The 18,739-nt window shown below is 41.0% G+C and carries 19 protein-coding genes and 1 pseudogene; 12 read left to right on the forward strand and 8 right to left on the reverse strand.

Features of this window, described 5'->3' with window-relative positions; translation table 11 throughout:
- Nucleotides 1–3 precede the first annotated feature (3 nt).
- The 4 genes from ES896_RS15465 (at nt 4) to ES896_RS15480 (ending at nt 4,986) form a co-directional block, all read left to right on the forward strand.
- Nucleotides 4–702, forward strand: coding sequence for a response regulator (locus ES896_RS15465; RefSeq protein WP_135226992.1), 699 nt, complete (start codon nt 4–6; stop codon nt 700–702).
- Between the two features lie 4 nt (nt 703–706).
- Entirely contained in the window at nt 707–1,684 is a 978-nt protein-coding gene (locus ES896_RS15470; RefSeq protein WP_135226993.1) for a tripartite tricarboxylate transporter substrate-binding protein, read from the forward strand.
- Between the two features lie 190 nt (nt 1,685–1,874).
- Entirely contained in the window at nt 1,875–3,173 is a 1,299-nt protein-coding gene (gene citM, locus ES896_RS15475; RefSeq protein ID WP_024719341.1) for an Mg(2+)/citrate complex secondary transporter CitM, read from the forward strand.
- Between the two features lie 181 nt (nt 3,174–3,354).
- Nucleotides 3,355–4,986: a M14 family metallopeptidase gene (locus tag ES896_RS15480; RefSeq protein WP_135226994.1), complete on the forward strand. Its 1,632-nt coding sequence runs from the start codon at nt 3,355–3,357 to the stop codon at nt 4,984–4,986.
- Between the two features lie 73 nt (nt 4,987–5,059).
- On the opposite strand, the gene ES896_RS15485 is transcribed toward ES896_RS15480, so the two are convergent.
- Nucleotides 5,060–5,545 carry a phenolic acid decarboxylase gene (locus tag ES896_RS15485; RefSeq protein ID WP_008341777.1) on the reverse strand — a complete coding sequence of 162 codons (486 nt, stop codon included), beginning with the start codon at nt 5,543–5,545 and terminating at the stop codon, nt 5,060–5,062.
- 113 nt (nt 5,546–5,658) lie between these two features.
- Here ES896_RS15485 and ES896_RS15490 point away from each other — a divergent pair, with 113 nt between their 5' ends.
- From ES896_RS15490 to ES896_RS15500, 3 genes are all read left to right on the forward strand, one after another.
- The gene (locus tag ES896_RS15490) at nt 5,659–6,216 is read left to right on the forward strand and encodes a PadR family transcriptional regulator (RefSeq protein WP_135226995.1); all 558 of its coding nucleotides are present in this window, start codon (nt 5,659–5,661) and stop codon (nt 6,214–6,216) included.
- A 104-nt stretch (nt 6,217–6,320) separates the two neighbouring features.
- Nucleotides 6,321–7,427: a nitric oxide synthase oxygenase gene (locus ES896_RS15495; RefSeq protein ID WP_135226996.1), complete on the forward strand. Its 1,107-nt coding sequence runs from the start codon at nt 6,321–6,323 to the stop codon at nt 7,425–7,427.
- Between the two features lie 100 nt (nt 7,428–7,527).
- Nucleotides 7,528–7,953, forward strand: coding sequence for a hypothetical protein (locus ES896_RS15500; RefSeq protein WP_135226997.1), 426 nt, complete (start codon nt 7,528–7,530; stop codon nt 7,951–7,953).
- Between the two features lie 14 nt (nt 7,954–7,967).
- Here the strand turns inward: ES896_RS15500 and ES896_RS15505 are convergent, their stop codons facing one another.
- On the reverse strand, nt 7,968–8,240 hold the full coding sequence (locus ES896_RS15505; protein WP_035391366.1) for an acylphosphatase: 273 nt from the start codon (nt 8,238–8,240) through the stop codon (nt 7,968–7,970).
- A 122-nt stretch (nt 8,241–8,362) separates the two neighbouring features.
- On the opposite strand from ES896_RS15505, the gene ES896_RS15510 reads away from it, so the two are divergent.
- Nucleotides 8,363–9,013: an MOSC domain-containing protein gene (locus ES896_RS15510; RefSeq protein WP_035391364.1), complete on the forward strand. Its 651-nt coding sequence runs from the start codon at nt 8,363–8,365 to the stop codon at nt 9,011–9,013.
- A 41-nt stretch (nt 9,014–9,054) separates the two neighbouring features.
- Here the strand turns inward: ES896_RS15510 and ES896_RS15515 are convergent, their stop codons facing one another.
- The 3 genes from ES896_RS15515 to map form a co-directional block, all read right to left on the reverse strand.
- The gene (locus tag ES896_RS15515; RefSeq protein WP_008341771.1) at nt 9,055–9,192 is read right to left on the reverse strand and encodes a YflJ family protein; all 138 of its coding nucleotides are present in this window, start codon (nt 9,190–9,192) and stop codon (nt 9,055–9,057) included.
- Nucleotides 9,193–9,326: 134 nt separating this feature from the next.
- Nucleotides 9,327–9,488, reverse strand: coding sequence for a hypothetical protein (locus ES896_RS20180; RefSeq protein WP_008341770.1), 162 nt, complete (start codon nt 9,486–9,488; stop codon nt 9,327–9,329).
- Nucleotides 9,489–9,750: 262 nt separating this feature from the next.
- Complete coding sequence (gene map / locus ES896_RS15520; RefSeq protein WP_008341769.1) at nt 9,751–10,500, reverse strand: type I methionyl aminopeptidase; 750 nt, start codon at nt 10,498–10,500, stop codon at nt 9,751–9,753.
- 190 nt (nt 10,501–10,690) lie between these two features.
- Between map and nagE the strand changes: the two genes are divergently transcribed.
- Nucleotides 10,691–12,055 carry an N-acetylglucosamine-specific PTS transporter subunit IIBC gene (gene nagE / locus ES896_RS15525; RefSeq protein ID WP_038475020.1) on the forward strand — a complete coding sequence of 455 codons (1,365 nt, stop codon included), beginning with the start codon at nt 10,691–10,693 and terminating at the stop codon, nt 12,053–12,055.
- 18 nt (nt 12,056–12,073) lie between these two features.
- On the opposite strand, the pseudogene ES896_RS15530 reads toward nagE, so the two are convergent.
- Nucleotides 12,074–12,361 (reverse strand): annotated as a pseudogene (locus ES896_RS15530) (DUF817 family protein); the annotation flags it as partial.
- Between the two features lie 71 nt (nt 12,362–12,432).
- Here ES896_RS15530 and ES896_RS15535 point away from each other — a divergent pair.
- Together ES896_RS15535 and ES896_RS15540 are read left to right on the forward strand one after the other, a co-directional pair.
- Entirely contained in the window at nt 12,433–12,900 is a 468-nt protein-coding gene (locus tag ES896_RS15535) for a DUF4944 domain-containing protein (RefSeq protein WP_019743524.1), read from the forward strand.
- Between the two features lie 368 nt (nt 12,901–13,268).
- On the forward strand, nt 13,269–13,772 hold the full coding sequence (locus ES896_RS15540) for a DoxX family protein (RefSeq protein WP_007496570.1): 504 nt from the start codon (nt 13,269–13,271) through the stop codon (nt 13,770–13,772).
- A gap of 42 nt (nt 13,773–13,814) precedes the next feature.
- Here ES896_RS15540 and ES896_RS15545 read toward each other — a convergent pair whose 3' ends face one another.
- Together ES896_RS15545 and ltaS are read right to left on the reverse strand one after the other, a co-directional pair.
- Nucleotides 13,815–14,402: a YjgB family protein gene (locus ES896_RS15545; protein WP_135226998.1), complete on the reverse strand. Its 588-nt coding sequence runs from the start codon at nt 14,400–14,402 to the stop codon at nt 13,815–13,817.
- Between the two features lie 101 nt (nt 14,403–14,503).
- Nucleotides 14,504–16,486, reverse strand: coding sequence for a lipoteichoic acid synthase (gene ltaS / locus ES896_RS15550; protein WP_017358781.1), 1,983 nt, complete (start codon nt 16,484–16,486; stop codon nt 14,504–14,506).
- A gap of 578 nt (nt 16,487–17,064) precedes the next feature.
- Between ltaS and ES896_RS15555 the strand changes: the two genes are divergently transcribed.
- Nucleotides 17,065–18,723, forward strand: a complete 1,659-nt coding sequence (locus ES896_RS15555) for a pyridoxal phosphate-dependent decarboxylase family protein (protein WP_135226999.1) — start codon at nt 17,065–17,067, stop codon at nt 18,721–18,723.
- The last annotated feature ends 16 nt before the right edge of the window (nt 18,724–18,739 follow it).

Raw genomic sequence — 18,739 nt, forward strand, 5'->3', positions numbered from 1 at the left:
GTTGTGATAAAGGTACTCATTGCGGAAGATGATTTTCGAATCGCTGCGATTCATGAATCTTATATACAAAAGGTACAAGGCTTTCAAGTTACCGGCAAGGCAAAGAGTGCAAAGGATCTGTGGGAGGCACTTCAAAAAGAACAAGTGGATCTCATTTTACTTGATGTCTACATGCCTGATGAGCTCGGCACGAACCTTTTGCCGCTGTTAAGAGAGCGCCATCCTGAAGTGGATGTGATCATTATCACGGCTGCAACGGAAACGATGCTGTTAAGAGACGCCCTGCATTATGGAGTCGTTCATTATTTAATCAAACCAGTGACCGCCCAAAAATTCACGCAGGTGTTAACCGAATATAAAGAGAAGCGAGAGTTAATCAATTCAAAAGAGGAAGTCAATCAAACGATGATTGATCTGTTTTTTGGTCAAATACAGGAAGAATCGCAGCAAAAGGATGAGCGAGACTTGCCAACAGGCATTAATTCACTGACTTTGGACAAAGTGAAAACATTCATGACAGCAGCGATGAACGGAATTACAGCGGAAGAACTCGGAGAAAAAATGGGCGCATCACGTACAACAGCAAGACGATACGTAGAGTATCTTGTGACAATGGGAGAATGCCGGGCAGAGCTGGCGTATGGAATCATTGGTAGACCAGAACGAAAATATTATCCCGCCAAAAAACAAACGGAGTCATAAAAAAATGAAAAAAGGAATACTCCTACTCATTTTGGTCTGCCTTTGTACAACGCTCACCTTTAATGAAAAAACAGCAAAAGATTCTTTCCTGGAGCACAGCCCATTATACATTGTGGTATCAGGTGTACCTGACGGCGGGTTTGACCAAACGGCTCAAGTGATGAAAACCGTGCTAGAACAAGAAAAGCTAGTGGAAGAGCCTGTGCATATTCTTTATCAAAGAGGCGGAACGGTTGATAAAGGCTGGACCTATATGATGGAGCGAGATGCCAATTATATCAGTTTAAATTCAAGCTTATTATTAAGCCGTAATTTGCTGGGCAGCAGTAACGTGACCATGAATGATGTTACCCCGCTTGCTATTCTTGCGGAAGAGTGGCAGGTAGTCGCAGTGCCAGTTGATTCTCCTTTCTCAAATGGAAAAGAGCTATTACACGCACTAAAAAAGAAACCGGATTCCTTAAAAATTGGGTTTGCCCCGGACTTTGGAAATGATGATCAAATCTCATTCGCACGGGCTGCCGAAATGGCAGGGATAGATCCGTACCGCATTCAGTTTTCAAAATTTGACAGTGCAGATGATTTATTTCAAGCACTCATTGACCATGAGGTAGATGCGGCGACTACGACCATTACAGAGGTTCGCCATGATTATGAAAAGAAAAGATTGAAGCTCGTCGCGACCACAACGAATCAGCGTTTAGAAGGATTCAAAGACGTGCCCACTTGGAAAGAACAAGGGATTCCGCTCATCTTCTCTCATTGGCGTGGTGTGATGGGACCAAAGCAAATGAATCAGCACGACATTCGAGCATGGGATCAGCTTCTTCAAAAAATGACGCAAACGAAGTCATGGAAAAAGCAGTTAAAACAAAAAGGCTGGACAGGCCGCTATATGAACAGTAAAGAAGCAAAGGTCTTTATGGAAGATCAATTAAGGCGTTATGAGCAATTTATACAAGGAGAAAAAGCGGTCAAATGAGACCGCTTTTTTCATGGAACCAACAAACAACAACGATTGCACAAAATGAACAAAAAGCATTTATCGACCAAAAAAGAATTAAAATTCATAATATTTACTTCAATTCAGGCGTCAGATATCATGACAGAAAGGGTTGGAAATGGGATACCAACATTTAATGAAAGCGTATACAACATAAGGGGTGAAAAAAGTGTTAGCAATCTTAGGATTTCTTATGATGGTTGTATTTATGGTTTTGATTATGACGAAACGTATGTCTGTTTTAACGGCATTGGTATTAACACCAATTGCATTTGCTCTTATTGCAGGTTTTCATTTTACTGAAATTTCTGACATGATTGTCAAAGGTGTACAGCAAGTCGCACCGACAGCGGTCATGATCATGTTTGCGATTTTGTACTTTGGCATTATGATTGATGCTGGTTTATTTGATCCGATGGTGGCGAAAATTTTAAACATTGTCAAAGGCGATCCTTTAAAAATTGTCGTTGGAACAGCTGTCCTGACGATGCTTGTTGCACTTGATGGTGATGGAACAACAACGTACATGATTACAACAACAGCGATGCTTCCATTATTTACGCTGCTTGGCATCCGTCCAATTATTTTAGCGGGGATTGCCGGAGTCGGCATGGGGATTATGAATACGATTCCATGGGGAGGGGCAACACCTAGAGCGGCAAGTGCACTTGGCGTTGATCCATCACTTTTATTTGGCCCGATGATTCCAGTCATTGGCGCAGGGGTTTTGAGCATGATTGTGGTGGCATACTTTCTTGGGAAGTCTGAAAGAAAACGTCTTGGTGTTATTGAGCTCGAACAGCCGATTCATGCCAATGAAATGGCAGCGGCACTGCAAGATGATATTAAGCGACCGAAACTTTGGTGGTTTAACCTGACACTGACTTTGCTATTGGTTCTCTTGCTTGTGTCAGGAAAAGTAAGCTTAACGGTTCTGTTTGTTCTTGCCTTCTGTGTCGCCATTATCGTGAACTATCCGAATTTAGAGCAGCAGCGTGAGCGGATTGCGGCTCATTCAACAAATGTTTTGGCGATTGCTTCGATGATTTTTGCGGCAGGTGTTTTTACAGGCATCTTAACTGGGACGAAAATGGTTGATGAAATGGCGATTTCGATTGTTTCAGCTATTCCAGAGCAGCTTGGCGGGTTTATTCCAGTCATTGTCGCACTAACAAGCGGGATCTTCACTTTCTTTATGCCGAATGATGCATACTTTTATGGGGTACTGCCGATCCTATCAGAAACAGCGGCAGCATACGGTGTCGATAAAATTGAGATTGCGAGGGCATCTATCATTGGTCAGCCGATTCATATGTTAAGCCCACTTGTTCCATCGACTCATTTACTTGTTGGACTCGTTGGGGTATCACTAGATCAGCATCAGAAATTTGGCATGAAATGGGCGGTTCTTGCAGTCGTCGCCATGACAGTGATGGCGGTTCTCATTGGGGCCATTTCGATCTGGTAATGAGAAGAGTGTCTGTTGCTCATGCAGGCGCTCTTTTTTAGGTCCTATTGCAGGGCAAGCTCCATTCATTTGACCTATATAAAGACATACATGATTCCTCCAAAAGATATATTTTTGAAAAATGCTGACACTTTTGCTGTTTTTTTCTTTATAATGCAAATCAACGAAGGGAGAGGATAGCATGTCCAAACAGAAAAGTACCATTCTTTTTGCTGCTGTATGCCTCATGGCAGGAAGTTTGTCGATGGTCACCCCAGCTTCAGCGAATGCAGAGACCCCTTATTATGGAAAAAGCTATGAGCAGCCAGCCTCAGTTCAAAAACTGTATCCTGAGCCTGACGAAACGTTTGATACCCCTGCTTTTCAGAAAAAAGGAAAAGCATTTACCACACAAGAAGAGCTTCAAGATTTTTTACGTGACATTGTCAGTAAAAGTCCTTACGCCACGCAGAAACAGATTGGAACATCCATTGAAGGCAGGTCCATTCCAGCCCTCTATTTTACAAAGGATCGCCACATCTCTCCACTGTCAAAAAAGCCAACGATCTGGCTTCAAGCACAAATACACGGAAATGAACCAGCCTCCGGTGAATCTGCCCTTGTCATCGCCAAACGACTAGCAGGTGATGAAGGAGAGCGCATCCTGAGCCATGTCAACGTCATCATTGTCCCAAGAATCAACCCAGATGGTTCTTATGCATTTGACCGCAGGCTTGCAAACGGAATGGATGGCAACCGTGACCACATGACATTAGAATCTCCAGAGCTGACAGCCCTTCATCAAGAATTTAATCGCTATGCGCCCGAGGTCGTCATTGATGCCCATGAATATGATGTCGGTCAAAAGCAGTTTGAAGATATCGGTGCATCAGGTGCTCTCAAGTATCACGATTTGCTGATATTATCCGGTAAGAATTTAAACATTCCTGAAAGCATTCGATTAACGTCAAATGAATTGTACGTCAACGGAGTGCGTGAAGCATTGGCGAATAAGGGATTTTCCAACGATTTATATTATACAAACACAAGAGGGAAGGACGGAAAGATCGACCTTTATGAAGGCGGAACCGATGCACGAATTGGCCGAAATGCCTTGGCGCTTTCACCAGCTTTATCCTTTCTTGTAGAAAGTAGGGGGATTGGAATTGGCAGAGAGGACTTTACTCGGCGTGTGGCAGCACAAGTCACCACTCATGAAAAAATCATTGAGACAACGGTGAAGCATGCTAAGCAGGTGAAGCAGCAAATGGTGACGGAGCGGCTGAAACTTGTGAAAAAAGGTCTTCAACCAAATGATGATGATCAAGTAGTCATTCAAGATGCTTTCAAGGCGCCTGTGAATGATTCACTTGAAATGGTGGATATTGAGAAAGGACAAACCACCAATGTCCCAGTGCGTTTTCATAGTGCAAGTGATGCGGTTCCTGTATTGACAAGAGAACGACCGACAGCTTATCTCATTCTCCCAGGACATGAAGGAGTAGATAGAAAGCTTAGAACTTTAGGATTAAAAAGTGTGACATTGCCTGTTGGCATGAAAGTGCCAGTTCAAGCCTATCAGGTGACAAAACGAGTGGAAACAAGCAAAACAGAGATTCAGCTTGAAACGAGACTCGTTGAAAAGAAACGTCAGCTACCAAAAGGAACAAAGGTATATGTGACTGCACAGCCAGAGACCAATTTGTTGTCACTTGCCCTTGAACCAGAATCAAAAGACAGCTATATGTCATCAGGTTTTATTGCATCGAAAGTAGGCGATGAACTACCAGTTTACCGATTCTTGTTATCTCAAAAGACGTTAGGTATGAAATAAAAAGGACTAAAATCAAGTTCATTTTAGCCCTTTGTCAACCACCCTAGAAGCGGCACAGTGCGTGCCGCTTTTTCTATTTTCGTCCAGCTCTGATCTCATCGGTCATGCCTTCATACGGTGCTTCTGCGATAATCGTTTCATCGTTTACCCCAGCATGGTGGATGTACGTAATGTCTGCGAATTCTGGTACGACATACTTCGGATAGGTTTCATATTTTTCACGGGATTCTTTCATGAGGTCGATATAGTCATTTTGATAGCAAACGGTGATATCTGGACGTTCATGCACCCATTTTGGGAAGAAAATGACGCCATGCATGCGTTTTTCCTCAGGCATAAAGTTTAAAGACACGTCTGTCCCAGTCGGTTCCGTCCAGGAAACTTTGTATACCCCTTTTGTCAGTTTCACAATATTCACTTCTTGATCACGAACCCAGCGGCCTCCAACCATTCCGCTATGAATGCGGTAATCAATGGTGTGATCATTTTTAATGTAAATCTCATATTCCCAGCCATTTTCATACGTATAAATCATATGAAGTCCAACGAATTGATCCATGTTTATTCCTTCTTTCAATTAAAATGATGTTGTTTCAAACATGTCACGATTTACATGTTTATTTTAGGGTGTATGGTATACTATTGTCAAAGAATATGCGTTGGAGGCATGTCATGAGAGTACTGAAATATGCCATTCTTGGCTTACTAGATCAGCGTGAGCTGACGGGATATGATATGAAGAAACACTTTGAAGATTCCCTTGGACAGTTTTGGAGTGCGAAGCATAGTCAAATATACCCTGAATTAAAGCGGCTAACAGAAGAGGGTTTTATTGAATTTGATATTCACATACAAGGAAAGAAGCTAGAGAAGAAGGTCTATCAAATCACTGATGCAGGAAAAAGAGAACTGCATGAGTGGTTAAGGAAAAAAGGCCCGATTCCAGACACAACAAAAGATGAATTTATGTTAAAAACGTTCTTTATCTCATCTATGGATCAAATAGAAGCGGCCGGTCTCTTCTCACATCAGCTGCAGGAGCGAACAAAGAAAGTAGAGATGCTTGAACAGAAACTGAACGTTTTAACAGAAGAAGACCCATCTGCCCAATCACTGCATTCAACACAATTCGGGCATTATTTAGTGCTGACAAGAGCAATTGAAAGGGAAAAAGGGTATGTTCGCTGGCTCCAAAAGACCCTTGAAGTCATTGATTCATCCATTGTCTAAGGACAATCGTCGCACGATATGATAAAAAATGGTTTGAAACAAGTGAATTTATCAATAGAAACCGCTACAATGGATATATTCGTATTAAAGTGAGGCGAGTATGTTTGAGTAACCAAGAAGCGTTGTGGAATGAAGCAGAAGCTTTTATTTCTGTATGCTATGAAGAATTAGGCAAGTCAAATGAAGAAAAAGCAGCACGTCTGCATGAAATAAAACAAGATATTGAGTCTGACGGCATGTATACTCATACGCAGGAAGAATTAGCTCACGGGGCAAAAATGGCATGGCGCAACAGCAACCGGTGCATTGGGCGCTTGTTTTGGTCAACACTGCATGTGCATGACTGCCGGCACGTGACAACAGAAGATGAGGTGAAAGAGGCACTCTTTCATCATATTGAGTATGCGACAAATGGGGGTAAAATCAAACCGTCCATTACCATCTTCCCACCAGAGAACAAGGGACGGAAGGAAGTCGTTATTTATAATCATCAGCTCGTTCGTTATGCGGGATATGAGTCGGAATATGGCATCATTGGGGACGAGGCATCACTTGAATTAACCAAGTTGTGTGAAGCGCATGGCTGGAAAGGCGAAGGCACGCATTTTGACCTTCTGCCACTTATGTTTCAGCTAAAAGATCAGCCGCCGGTTTTGTATGATCTTCCGAAAGAAATCGTTCAAGAGGTAGAGATCACTCATCCTGAATATGATGGGTTCGGTGATTTAGGACTGAAATGGTATGCTGTTCCGATTATTGCTGATATGAAATTAGAAATTGGTGGCATTCATTACAATGCGGCACCGTTTAATGGATGGTATATGGGAACAGAAATTGGCGCACGTAATCTAGCTGACGAAAACCGCTACAATATGTTGAAAAAAGTCGCTTCTATTTTAGGGCTCGATACAACAAAAAATTCGTCACTTTGGAAAGACAAAGCCATTGTCGAATTGAATGTCGCGGTTCTGCACTCTTATCGCGAGGCAGGGGTGACCATTGTGGATCATCATACAGCTGCCCATCAGTTCAAACAATTTGAAAAACAGGAGGAAAAGGCTGACCGTAAGCTGACTGGTGATTGGACATGGCTGATTCCGCCAGTATCACCAGCTGCTACGCATATCTTCCATCGTCACTATGACAATACGATCGTGAAACCGAATTATTTTTATCAGGAAAAACCCTACCACGGGACGGAAAGAGCCTAGCGAAAAGCTAGGTTTTTTTGTATGAAATGAGTCTTTGGAATGTTGTTTGATTTGGAAAATGATGGTTTAATGGCGGTGAAATCAAAAAGGGGGAATAGAGATGAAAAAAATGACGTTGCTCATATTTTTGGCTGTATTCAGTTTCAACGGATTTCTACCACTAGGTGATGAAAGAGCTAAAGCAACGACTGGAGCAATGGTTCAGAATGACATCGTTTTAAAGGTGACAACCGATCGTTCAACTTATACTTCGCTTCATCCTCAGGTCAACGTCAACATGACCGCAACAACAAATGAAACACTTTATTATACAGCTGCTGTTCGAAAACTTACTTTCCCAGTGACACCAGTCTTTACACACGAAGGGTCTATCTCTGGACAAAAAGCTTTCGCAGCACCTACTCGTTTATTACTTCCTAACAGTGGATCAGCCAACTATGATGTTCATGTGAGTCTCTACAAAGATGCTTCACGTACAACCTTGATTGGTTATTATGTTGCAAACCCATTTACTGTTGTGAAATAAAGGATACACATCAACTATCCTTTAATCCGAAAGTCTTGATAATGGGCGAACTTGGTGAGCGGCTCCATGTCCAAATGTGTGACTTTTGAAAAAGGACTACCTTTACGGACGGTCTCTAAAAAGTCAAACACCTCCTGCTGCTCTCCTTCTACTTTTAACTCCACGTGACCCTCATCTGTGTTGCGTACCCAGCCTTTTATCCCTCGATTGACGGCTTCTCCTTGAACAAAATAACGAAAACCGACTCCTTGCACTCGTCCTTTTACAATAGCGTGATAATGAACCAATGTCATCTCTCCTTTTTTCTCATCGTACCATAACCTGTCTCGTTCCTTCACGTACCGACTATGATTTGACTGTCAAACCATGTAAAATAAAAGCAATCAGACAATCAAAGGAGATGGCGAGAGTGGGGCAGACAAGGTACGACATCGAAGGAATTCAAGTAGGACAACCTATCACCACCTATGTGAATGGTAAAGAAATCAAAACAGCCATCAACAAAAAGCGTATTCACAAGCCTGTCTATTTGAGTCAGCTCAATTTTGGTGGAGACGGACAAGGTGATTTGGTTCATCATGGAGGTTATGATAAAGCCGTTTGCGTCTTTCCATATGATCACTATACTTATTTTGAGCAATTTTTAGGGGTGCCGTTACAGGAGGCAGCCTTCGGTGAGAACGTGACCGTGCATCAGCTTGTAGAGACAGAAGTCCGTATTGGAGATGTATTTCAGTTTGGGGAAGCGATTGTTGAGGTCAGCCAGCCAAGACAGCCATGTGTGAAGCTCTCTCTTAAGCATGGAAACATGAAGCTTGTGAAGGAAGTGCAGCAAACGGGATATACCGGTTTTTATTTGCGTGTGCTGAAAGAAGGAATGGTCTCTCCTGATGAAGCTCTTGTGTTAGTCGAAAAAGCGCCCCATTCCATCACAGTCCACGAAGTCAATGAAGTCAAATACCGTCAAGTAGATCAAAACAGGCTGAAAGCAGTTCTTGAAGTAGATGCCTTAGCAGATGTGGTCAGGAAGTCTTTAGAAAAACGTGTTCAGCCCATATAAAAAAGCCGTACATCTGATATGGATGTACGGCTTTTCAACATTTAAGAGCTCGTTTTCTTTTGCTCAAGAAGATTTGCAAGGAAATAAGTTTTAAAGCTTTGAAGCTTTCTTCCTTCATGCTTGGTCACACCAAGCTTCTTTAATTCTTCGACATACCAGCCTTTGCTACCATAATGCATGATAGAAAACTCCTTTCAATGGAAACTGCCTGCATTGTAACATCTCAAAAAAGGACGTGAAAAGTGTGCAGGTGTTTAGAAATGAAAACTGATTCTATCTGCCTATGATCCATGTATATGCTGGAAATAATCATTTATGAATTTGGCGGGTTGAGGGTAACGATGATCATGCCGACTGTCATAATCATGATGACAATCCCGAGGTAGGTCATCATGGATTGTTTTTTCTTAATACCTACAACCGTTAAAATAATACTTTCAATAAAGAAGATAACACCGATGATGATGAACCACATATCAAATAAGACCCCTTTCGCATATCTTTGCCTATTTTACCACAGGCATTTTTGTTTAGTCGTGACAGATTCGTGAAAGGGATTGCAGATTGTTGAGAAAGGTCTAAAATGAACTTGATTTTAGCCCTTTGTCTTCTCTTCAGCGTGATAGAAAACCTTTGAAGTCTAGGAAGGACGAGTACTGGCGCGCAGGACTGACACCGAATGCGAGGGTTTGTCTACACGCTGAAATCCCCTCCAGTGAAGGAGGGGACCCGCTTGCTTACAGCTTTGTTAAAATAATCGGTTCGTCTTTTGTGATCACAATCGTATGTTCAATCTGTGCGACCAGGCTCTTATCAGGTGTTTTAAATGTCCAGCCGTCATCCGCTTGATAAATCGACTCAGCATTTGTTGAAATGAAAGGTTCAAAGGCGATGACTGTCCCATTCTTAAACAAAGCATTATCGAATGGATCATAGTAGTTCAAAATATGGTTAGGTGCTTCATGCAGGCTTTTCCCAATGCCGTGTCCTGTCAGGTTTTTAATGACGGTAAATCCTTGTTCTTTGGCTGTATTGTAAACAGCACGGCCAATTTGATTTTGTCTTTTACCGGCTTTCGCATGCTTTAATCCTTCAAGGAATGCATCCTCTGCACACTGGCATAATGCTTCAAGACGAGCATCTCCTGTACCTAAAACGAATGAAATCCCAGTATCGGAATAATATCCATCAAGCTCTGCTGAGATATCAATATTAATGAGGTCGCCCTCTTGTAAAATGGTTTTTTCACTTGGAATGCCATGTGCGACTTCATCATTGACACTGATGCAAGTCGTACCGGGGAAATCATATTCTTTTTCAGGAGCTGAATTGGCTCCATGCTCTTCTAATATTTTTTTCCCAATCAAATCTAATTCTTTTGTAGACATGCCTGGTTTCGCTTGGCTTTTCATTTCTTCTCTTGCCAAAGCGACAATTCGGCCGACTTTTTTTAAGGCTTCTAACTCATGATCATGTTTGACAATCACTGTTCATTCCCGCTTTCTATAACTTCATTCTATTCAATAGCTTACCACATTTTACGCCAAAAGAGTAAAGGCTGAGATTCGGGTGAGATGTGGACAAATTGGTATAGATAACTAGATGTGCATATGATATATTTTTTATGAACATCATGAGAGATTTGTTCATGATGATGACGAAGGGGGGAGAAATAAGATGGTGTTTCAGTTTTTTCAAAAGTTAGGAAAATCATTTATGCTTCCAATCGCTGTGCTTCCTGCAGCGGGTATCATTTTGGCTATTGGGCGAGAAGATGTATTCAACATCCCGTTTATTCATGCGGCAGGAAATGCAATTTTTGCGAATTTGGCTTTAATTTTTGCTATGGGTGTAGCGATTGGTATTTCAAAGGATGGTAACGGAGCAGCGGCGTTATCTGGAGCGATCTCTTATTTTATTTTGTCAGCTGGTACCACGTCGATCAATTCGACCAACAATATGGGGGTATTGGGTGGTATTTTGTGCGGACTTTTGGCAGGTTACGTTTACAATAAATTTAAGGACACGAAACTGCCTGAATACTTAGGTTTCTTTAGTGGAAGACGGCTTGTGCCTATTATGACAGCACTTTTTACCATTCTATTAGCAGCCGTTTTTGGATATGTATGGCCTCCAATTCAAAGTGTGATCAATGATTTAGGGGAGTGGATTTTAAGTCTTGGAGCAACGGGTGCCGGGCTGTTTGGCTTCTTTAACCGCCTGCTCATTCCATTAGGACTTCACCATGTGCTGAATAATCTATTTTGGTTTCAATTCGGTGAATTCAGCGGAGCGACAGGTGATTTAGCGCGGTTCTTCAAAGGCGATCCAAGTGCAGGTGTCTTTATGACTGGTTTCTTCCCAGTGATGATGTTCGGGCTGCCAGCGGCATGTCTCGCGATGGTTGTGACCGCAAAGCCTGAAAAACGAAAAGCAACAGCCGGTCTTATGATTGGAATGGCACTGACGTCATTTATTACAGGGATCACAGAACCAATTGAATTCTCATTTATGTTTTTATCTCCACTTTTATATGGTGTTCATGCGATATTAACTGGTCTTTCGCTCTTTATTGTCAACACCTTAGGCATTCATAGCGGTTTCGCTTTTTCAGCGGGTGCGATTGATTACGTTTTAAGTTTTGGAATTGCGCAAAAACCCATTCTGTTACTTGTAGTTGGGGTCATCTATGGCGTGATTTACTTTGTTGTTTTCTATTTCCTGATTAAATTGTTAAAGCTAAAAACACCGGGCAGGGAAGATGATGACATCGAAGATATTTCAGGGGATGATACACATACTGCCGGAGCAAGTATTCTCGTAGAGGGACTAGGCGGCAAAGGCAATATCACCACAATTGACCATTGTGCGACCCGTCTTCGTTTAACAGTAGAAGATACCAATTTATTAAATGAAGGTACATTGAAAAAAGCAGGTGCCAAAGGGGTACTGACGTCAGGAAAAACTTCCGTACAAATCATCATTGGAACAAATGTCGAATTTGTCGCCGATGATCTTCGCAAGGAAGTCGCTCGGGACTAAAAAAAGCGTTCAGCCAGATCAAATGGGCTGAACGTTTTTTTGTTTTCGCTGTTCGATCACCAGTACAATGCTGATGACAACAAGTAAAAACCATGAACTGATTTTACCAAGATGGACGATAGACCAAGCATGCTGCTGATTTGGATATTGCCATGCTCCTAAAAAGGTCGTGACATTTTCGGCCACCCAAATAAAAAAGCCAATCAGCAAAAACGAGATAACAAGCAGCATGCGAAAGGTCGATGAACCGACCTGAAAGGAAACGGCTGTTTTTGGAGACTCAACAATTAGGAGCAAAAAAATCACATTCACCCTTATATTTTAAATATAATTTTGGTATATTTGTATTTATTTTGATTAAATTTAAGGAGAAAAATATGAAAATTAAAAAAGTCATTCTTCTATCAACCATATTCATTCTATTTATTACCGCAACATGCGTAATAATTTATGCGAAAAACAATTACCCAAAATTCATGGGTGAAAGTAAAGATAAGTATTGGAAAGCAGAACTAACGAGAAGTGACAAGACAAGTATAGGCCCAAACTATTATTTGGAACTTTATTGGAAAGGGAACGAAAATATAGAAAAAGAAATAAAAATTAAAACATTAAAACTAAAAATAGATGGAAAAGTATATGAAGAAAATGAGAACTATGATTTGGCGGAATATGCCACAGATAAATCTGAAAATGCTCCAGATCATATAACAACATTTGATTTCATACCAGAAGAAAAAATAAAAGGACACAAATTAGAAATAGAGATAGAGTGGAAAAATCAAGATTCTGAAAAGTCATCTAATATAAAAATAAAAGAAAAAAACATAGTAAATCTTAATTAATAAGATCTTTGTTAACAAAGACAAAAAAGCAGGCTCCAGTCAGCCTGCTTTTCCTTAGCAACTATGTAATTATTGATACCAACAGCCAATGCGCAATGACTTCAAAAGTCTCATTAGTTACCTCATCATCTTCAATCCAGATCAGATCCCAGCCTCTGCAATAATGTTTTCATACAAAATGTAACCCCTTTTCACTGTCTGAAATAACTTAGACGGTGATAACAAGAGAAAAGTTTACCTCTACTTGATATTCATGAACAATTTGTGAATATATATGTGAAAAGGATCACAAATGATATTTTACATAGTATAATAAGATCATAAAGAGAATGTGAAATATTTCACATAATTTAAAAGGAGGCATCATCATGTTTACAAAATTCTTACAAACGAATGTATGGGCAGCCGTTATTCTCTTGGCAGCAAGACTTTATATCGGATGGACTTGGCTGACATCTGGTATTGGAAAACTAACAGGCGGATTCGATGCATCAGGATATTTGCAATTTGCCATAGCTGAACCTGTTGTGAAAGATGGACATCTTGTTTATCCGTTCTATGTCTGGTTTTTAGAAAATGTCGCGTTGCCAAATGCCGGACTCTTCAGTGCCATGGTCATGTGGGGAGAAATCTTAGTTGGTCTAGGACTAATTGTTGGATTGTTTACAACAACGGCAGCCTTTTTTGGAAGCGTGATGAATGTCTCTTTCTTACTAGCTGGAACCGTCTCTGTTAACCCGCTTCTTCTTCTGATTGCCGTCTTCATTATGGCAGCGAAAGGAAATGCCGGAAAACTTGGCCTTGATTATGTAGCAGGTCCAGTCCTTAAGAGAAAACTGAAAAGAAAGCCGCATTTAGAAGTGGCATCTTAATAAAAGAAAGCATCCTGAGCGAAAACTCAGGATGCTTTTTATTTAGGAACCGGCTTTGATGAGGTTAATATGCACCACAGTCAGCTCGTGCTGACTGATATCTGGATCATGTCCGACGACAAATTCGAGCTCATAATCACCGGTCTGATAAACGTATTTCTTCTCTTTTGTTTGCGGGATGGTGCTGACTGAATCTGCAGGTCCAAGCTGTTTCTTTAATAGGGAAGGAGTCATTCCTCCGATATTCGTTTCTTTTTCTACATTTGTTCCAAAATAACGGATTTCGTTTATTTTGCCTTTTTTGTCATAGTGAAAAGCGAATCCAGGGTTGCCCATCTCAGCATGATACAAATCAAAGCCGTTTTGCCCGGTTGCTGGATAAGGCTGTCCTAATTTATGCCGTACGTCTTTTTTTGTTTGAACCCCTATTTTGAGTCCTTCTGCATAGTATGGCATTTGTCCTTTATGTGCCAGCTGATAAATGCTGTTTAGTGCTGCTTTCGGACCTTGAGGAATGGATTGTTCTGCCTGCGTTTGGGTCAGGGCGTGCGCTGAAATCGCCGGGCTGAAAGCAAATAAGGTGGAAGAAGCGAGTGAAGCGGTCACGAGAAATGCTGCTGTTTTTTTCATGATCAATAATCCCTCCTTCTTCACCTATACCCGGTGTCATGCGGATCAAACGTAAAAAGCCCCAGCTGATCTTGGATCGGCTGGGGCTTTAAATGAGAAAGTTATTTGGAAGACGAGCTGGATTCATCTTTGGCGGAAGAGGAATCTTTTTCATCCTGTACTTTCTTTGTGTAGTCATAATCATTTCGTTCAATTGGTGTAAAGCCTTTAGGTTTGTAGAAACGGAGTAAATCTTCCGTGACAATCTTATCAGATGTCTCTAGCATCTTTTTCACCGTTTCGTTTTCTTGTGATGCCTTTTCAGTCGGCTCGATTTTTTCACCTGTTTTGTTGCTGTAATAATTGTTACCTACTTTCGTGTAGTCCTTAGACACGAAGTCTCCATTTCTAAATGGCACAAGCTCTTTAAAGTTCTTCGATAAGATATCAGAACCAGACATTAAATAGTTCTTCGTATCATCTCCGAGCAGGTGGAGAAGGGTAGGCGCAACATCCACTTCACCAGAGTATTTATGAATCTGTCCGCCTTTTACGCCTGGCACATGGATAAAGAGCGGCACACGCATAAGCTGGGCATTTTCATAGTCTCCAATTTTTTCGCCAGTCACTTTTTCCATCGCTTCATTATGGTTTTCTGAAATGCCGTAATGGTCACCGTACATAATGACGACGGTATTGTCATAGAGACCGGATTTCTTCAAGTCATTAAAGAACTGTTCAATGGCTTCATCTAAATAATGAGCAGATTGGAAGTAGTTATCAACGACGGAGTCTCCGAAGTCGCCAGGTTCAAAATCAGTATCACCTTCATCCATACCAAATGGGAAGTGGTTTGACAGCGTAATGAATTTTGAATAAAACGGCTGTTTTAGATTTTCAAGCATTGGCATGGATTCTTTGAAGAACGGTTTGTCTTTCAATCCATAGTTCTTCGTATCTTGTTCATTCATATCGTAGTACTCAGAATCGTAAAATCTGTCATATCCAAAGGACTTAAACATTTCATTTCGGTTCCAGAACGTTTTCGTATTCCCGTGGAATTCAGCGGACGTGTATTGGTCCTTTTTCAAAATGCCAGGAAGCGCCTGATATGTGTTTTGAGCTTTGTTAATAAACACAGAGCCTTGTGATAATGGGAAAAGCCCCGTATCCATCATAAATTCCGCATCAGATGTCTTTCCTTGTCCTGTTTGATGGAAGAAGTTATCAAAATAAAACGTTTTGTTGTCATGGGCTAATGAATTGAGGAAAGGAGTGACCTCTTTTCCATTCACTTTGTAATCAATGACAAAGTTTTGCAGTGATTCAAGAGAAATTGTAATGACGTTCATACCTTTCGCTTTCCCGTAATAAGCCGGGTTAGGATCAGCGCTGTTCGCCTTTAGATAATTCTCTACATCTGTTACGTCACTTGAATTTGCCAGGGCACGCTGGCTGTTTGATTTCACATTTTGAATGGCATCAAACACCGTAAAATTATAAGCACCCAAGTATTTGACTAAATAATTGCGGTCGAACGATCTTGATAAAAGCTCTGGGCGATCAATTTCTGCTGCGATTAAGTTGACAACAAAGATCAGAACAGAGGACACAAGAACGAGTCTAAACGATTTTGTTTTTTGAACAGGTACTGTCGCTGTACTTGTTTGCTGCTGTCTTTTCATGCGGACTGCGAGTACGATCAAGATGATGGTATCGAGAAAGTAAAACATATCAGTCCAACGCATGAGTGAAAATGCACTATCACCTAATTGTCCGCCATTCGTTCCTGCCTGCATCACTGTAGGCAGCGTGATAAAGTCATTGAAGAATCGATAGTACACGATATTTGCGTAAAGTAAAAAAGACATGAAAAAGTGAATCACAATGATAGCGGCAGGCTGCCATTTTTTCTTGAACAATAAAGCAAAGCCAAGAAAGAACAAGCTGGAGCTAATAGGATTCACAAAAAGCAAAATATGCTGAAGCACATTTGATATACCAAGTTTAAATTCGATTAAATAAGCTGTATACGTCTTGAGCCATAACAAGATGGCTGCAATTACAAAGAAGCCGAGGCCTCTTTTTTGAATAAATGTTTTCATTTAAACACTCCTTTTCTCCGTTAAACGGAAGAGGCGGAACGAAAGAAAACGAACCATTAGAATATACCATGAAATGCACAAATAGAAAAGTCATAACCGGTGAGCACCTAAGGCAACCTGTCCGAGCTGGAGTTGGGAAGACATCGAAAATATTCGATCTCCGAAAAACTTTTTGTGAAATTCATCCTAATAATGACAGAAAATTCTGTAATTTTCCTGTTGCTATATCAATAAAACAGGTAAAAAGACACAAGTCTAAAGAATTAATTTGATTTCTACAATGGTGCATTTAGGCGGATTTCCAGTGTTTATTAATGTTTATGCAGGTTAAGTAAAAAAAATGAATGAATAAACCGCTGAATTGTCTGGATAATAATTCCTTCAAGAAAGTATATTGATATATATTGTTGTTTCACAAACATAATGGTTTTGATGTGTATTGTAAGGGTTTTATTCGTTTTGACGGGTGAACAAATTATCTAAATATACTTAAGTGAACAGTTCGACACTATAAACTTTTGAAACGGGGTCGATATAGACAGTGACAGGAAATCTTCCATTGAAAGGATTGATAGTATATGACTGTACGAGCACAGAACCTCGTTCAGAACTGGTTTCCGAGTGAGGACGGAAATGCAGAAGAGCGGAAAGAACTCATTAAATTAATGGAACAGATCATTTCAGGGGTCGATGACCTGAAGGATCCGAACCGTGCTCACCTAAAAGGTGAAAAGAATCGTGAGGAGGACTTTTACAAAAAGCTCACTGAAACAAGTCAAATTCCGATGAACGGACAACAAGCGGAACTTGTGAATGAAGAATTACTGAAGCTTTTACATAATCATCCATACCACACGAAGTATTTCTTCACGAACATTTTGCCAATGGCAAGTACACCAGGAATTCTAGGCATGCTGACGGCTATGCTGGTTAACGGAAACAACCTATGGGATGTGTATGGACCAGCAGGCGCAGAAGCTGAGGTCAGAGTGGTCTCAATGATGTCTAAGCTCATCGGATATGATCCAAATGTGAGCGGGGGCTACACAACATGGGGAGGTCAAGGGGCTATTTTCTCGGGGCTTCGTTTAGCAATTTCGAAAGTTGCACCGGAGTCATTACGAAAAGGTGTCCCGCAAAATCTTTATGCGTTTTGTTCTGATGCAGCACATTACAGCTTATTTAAGTCAATGGAAGCAACAGGGATTGGCACAGACAACTTAATCAGAATTAAGACGAATAAAGATCATTCGATGGATATGGAAGATTTGCGTTGTCAAATGGAACGTGTTGCCCAAAATGGCGGAATTCCCGTTTATATTGTGGCAACAACCGGAACAACAGATGCCATTGCAATTGATGATGTAAAAGGGGTGCGTGAAACGGCAGAAGCCATTGCTGAGAAGTATGGTCTCAAGGTGCCGCATATTCATGCAGATTCGGCGCTTGGTGGATTCTTTGCTTTCTTTAATGAGTATGATGTATCTGAAAACCCGCTGCAATTCTCAGACGGTGTTCTTCGTATGCTAAAAGAAATCAAAGCGAAATTCCAGCATCTTTCTCTTGCTGACACGATGTGCTTTGACTTTCAAAAGCTCGGCCAAACGCCTTACACATCTAGTTTATTCTTAGTGAAAAACGCAGCAGACCTAAAGCGTTTAGATCTGGAAGAACAAGAGACACCATACGTTGGTCATAGAGGCTACGGCGAATACCATACGGGTTATACACTGGAATGCTCAAGAATGGGAAGCTCCATCAGCATGCTAAGTGTGCTGCTAACGTTTGGAATTGAAGGATACCAGCGCTTGCTCGGTCAATTTTTAGAGGTGAACCTTGCATTTAGAGAAGCACTTTGTCAGGAAATTCCACAAGCAGAAGTCGTCAATGATGACAATGTCGGAATGGCTACATTGTTTAGAATTTACCTAGACGGCTCTCCTCGTTTTAAGGAAGAAGTGTCTGGTGAAGCAACTGCTATGGAAATTGAGCGCAACAATGATTTGAACAAAATCCTCTTTGAAAAGCTTGGAGAGAAAAGAGACGAAATGTTCTTTGGTGATACAACGAAGTTTTTACAAGTCAATGCCAAAGAAGGTCAAGAATTCTATCTAAGTGTGAGTAAATTTTTTGTGATTTCACCTTATACGTTACCGGAGCATATCCCTCATATCGTATCTTATTTAAAAGATGTCATTGCATCTGTTTGTGGACAATTTGAAAGTGTAGAGGCTTAAATTAAAATTGAGAGTG

The organism is Bacillus sp. 005/A4HT-01/001, from assembly GCF_004634445.1.
Lineage (GTDB): Bacteria > Bacillota > Bacilli > Bacillales > Bacillaceae > Bacillus > Bacillus altitudinis.

Excerpts from the sequence above, each read along its gene's own strand:
- ES896_RS15515 (WP_008341771.1), bottom strand. The coding sequence starts at position 9,192 with ATGCATTATGGTAGCAAAGGCTGGTATGTCGAAGAATTAAAGAAGCTT.
- ES896_RS15480 (WP_135226994.1), top strand. The coding sequence starts at position 3,355 with ATGTCCAAACAGAAAAGTACCATTCTTTTTGCTGCTGTATGCCTCATG.
- ES896_RS15490 (WP_135226995.1), top strand. The coding sequence starts at position 5,659 with ATGAGAGTACTGAAATATGCCATTCTTGGCTTACTAGATCAGCGTGAG.
- ES896_RS15555 (WP_135226999.1), top strand. The coding sequence starts at position 17,065 with ATGACTGTACGAGCACAGAACCTCGTTCAGAACTGGTTTCCGAGTGAG.
- ES896_RS15500 (WP_135226997.1), top strand. The coding sequence starts at position 7,528 with ATGAAAAAAATGACGTTGCTCATATTTTTGGCTGTATTCAGTTTCAAC.
- ES896_RS15535 (WP_019743524.1), top strand. The coding sequence starts at position 12,433 with ATGAAAATTAAAAAAGTCATTCTTCTATCAACCATATTCATTCTATTT.
- ES896_RS15545 (WP_135226998.1), bottom strand. The coding sequence starts at position 14,402 with ATGAAAAAAACAGCAGCATTTCTCGTGACCGCTTCACTCGCTTCTTCC.
- ES896_RS15470 (WP_135226993.1), top strand. The coding sequence starts at position 707 with ATGAAAAAAGGAATACTCCTACTCATTTTGGTCTGCCTTTGTACAACG.
- ES896_RS20180 (WP_008341770.1), bottom strand. The coding sequence starts at position 9,488 with ATGTGGTTCATCATCATCGGTGTTATCTTCTTTATTGAAAGTATTATT.
- nagE (WP_038475020.1), top strand. The coding sequence starts at position 10,691 with ATGGTGTTTCAGTTTTTTCAAAAGTTAGGAAAATCATTTATGCTTCCA.
- ltaS (WP_017358781.1), bottom strand. The coding sequence starts at position 16,486 with ATGAAAACATTTATTCAAAAAAGAGGCCTCGGCTTCTTTGTAATTGCA.
- ES896_RS15540 (WP_007496570.1), top strand. The coding sequence starts at position 13,269 with ATGTTTACAAAATTCTTACAAACGAATGTATGGGCAGCCGTTATTCTC.
- ES896_RS15485 (WP_008341777.1), bottom strand. The coding sequence starts at position 5,545 with ATGGATCAATTCGTTGGACTTCATATGATTTATACGTATGAAAATGGC.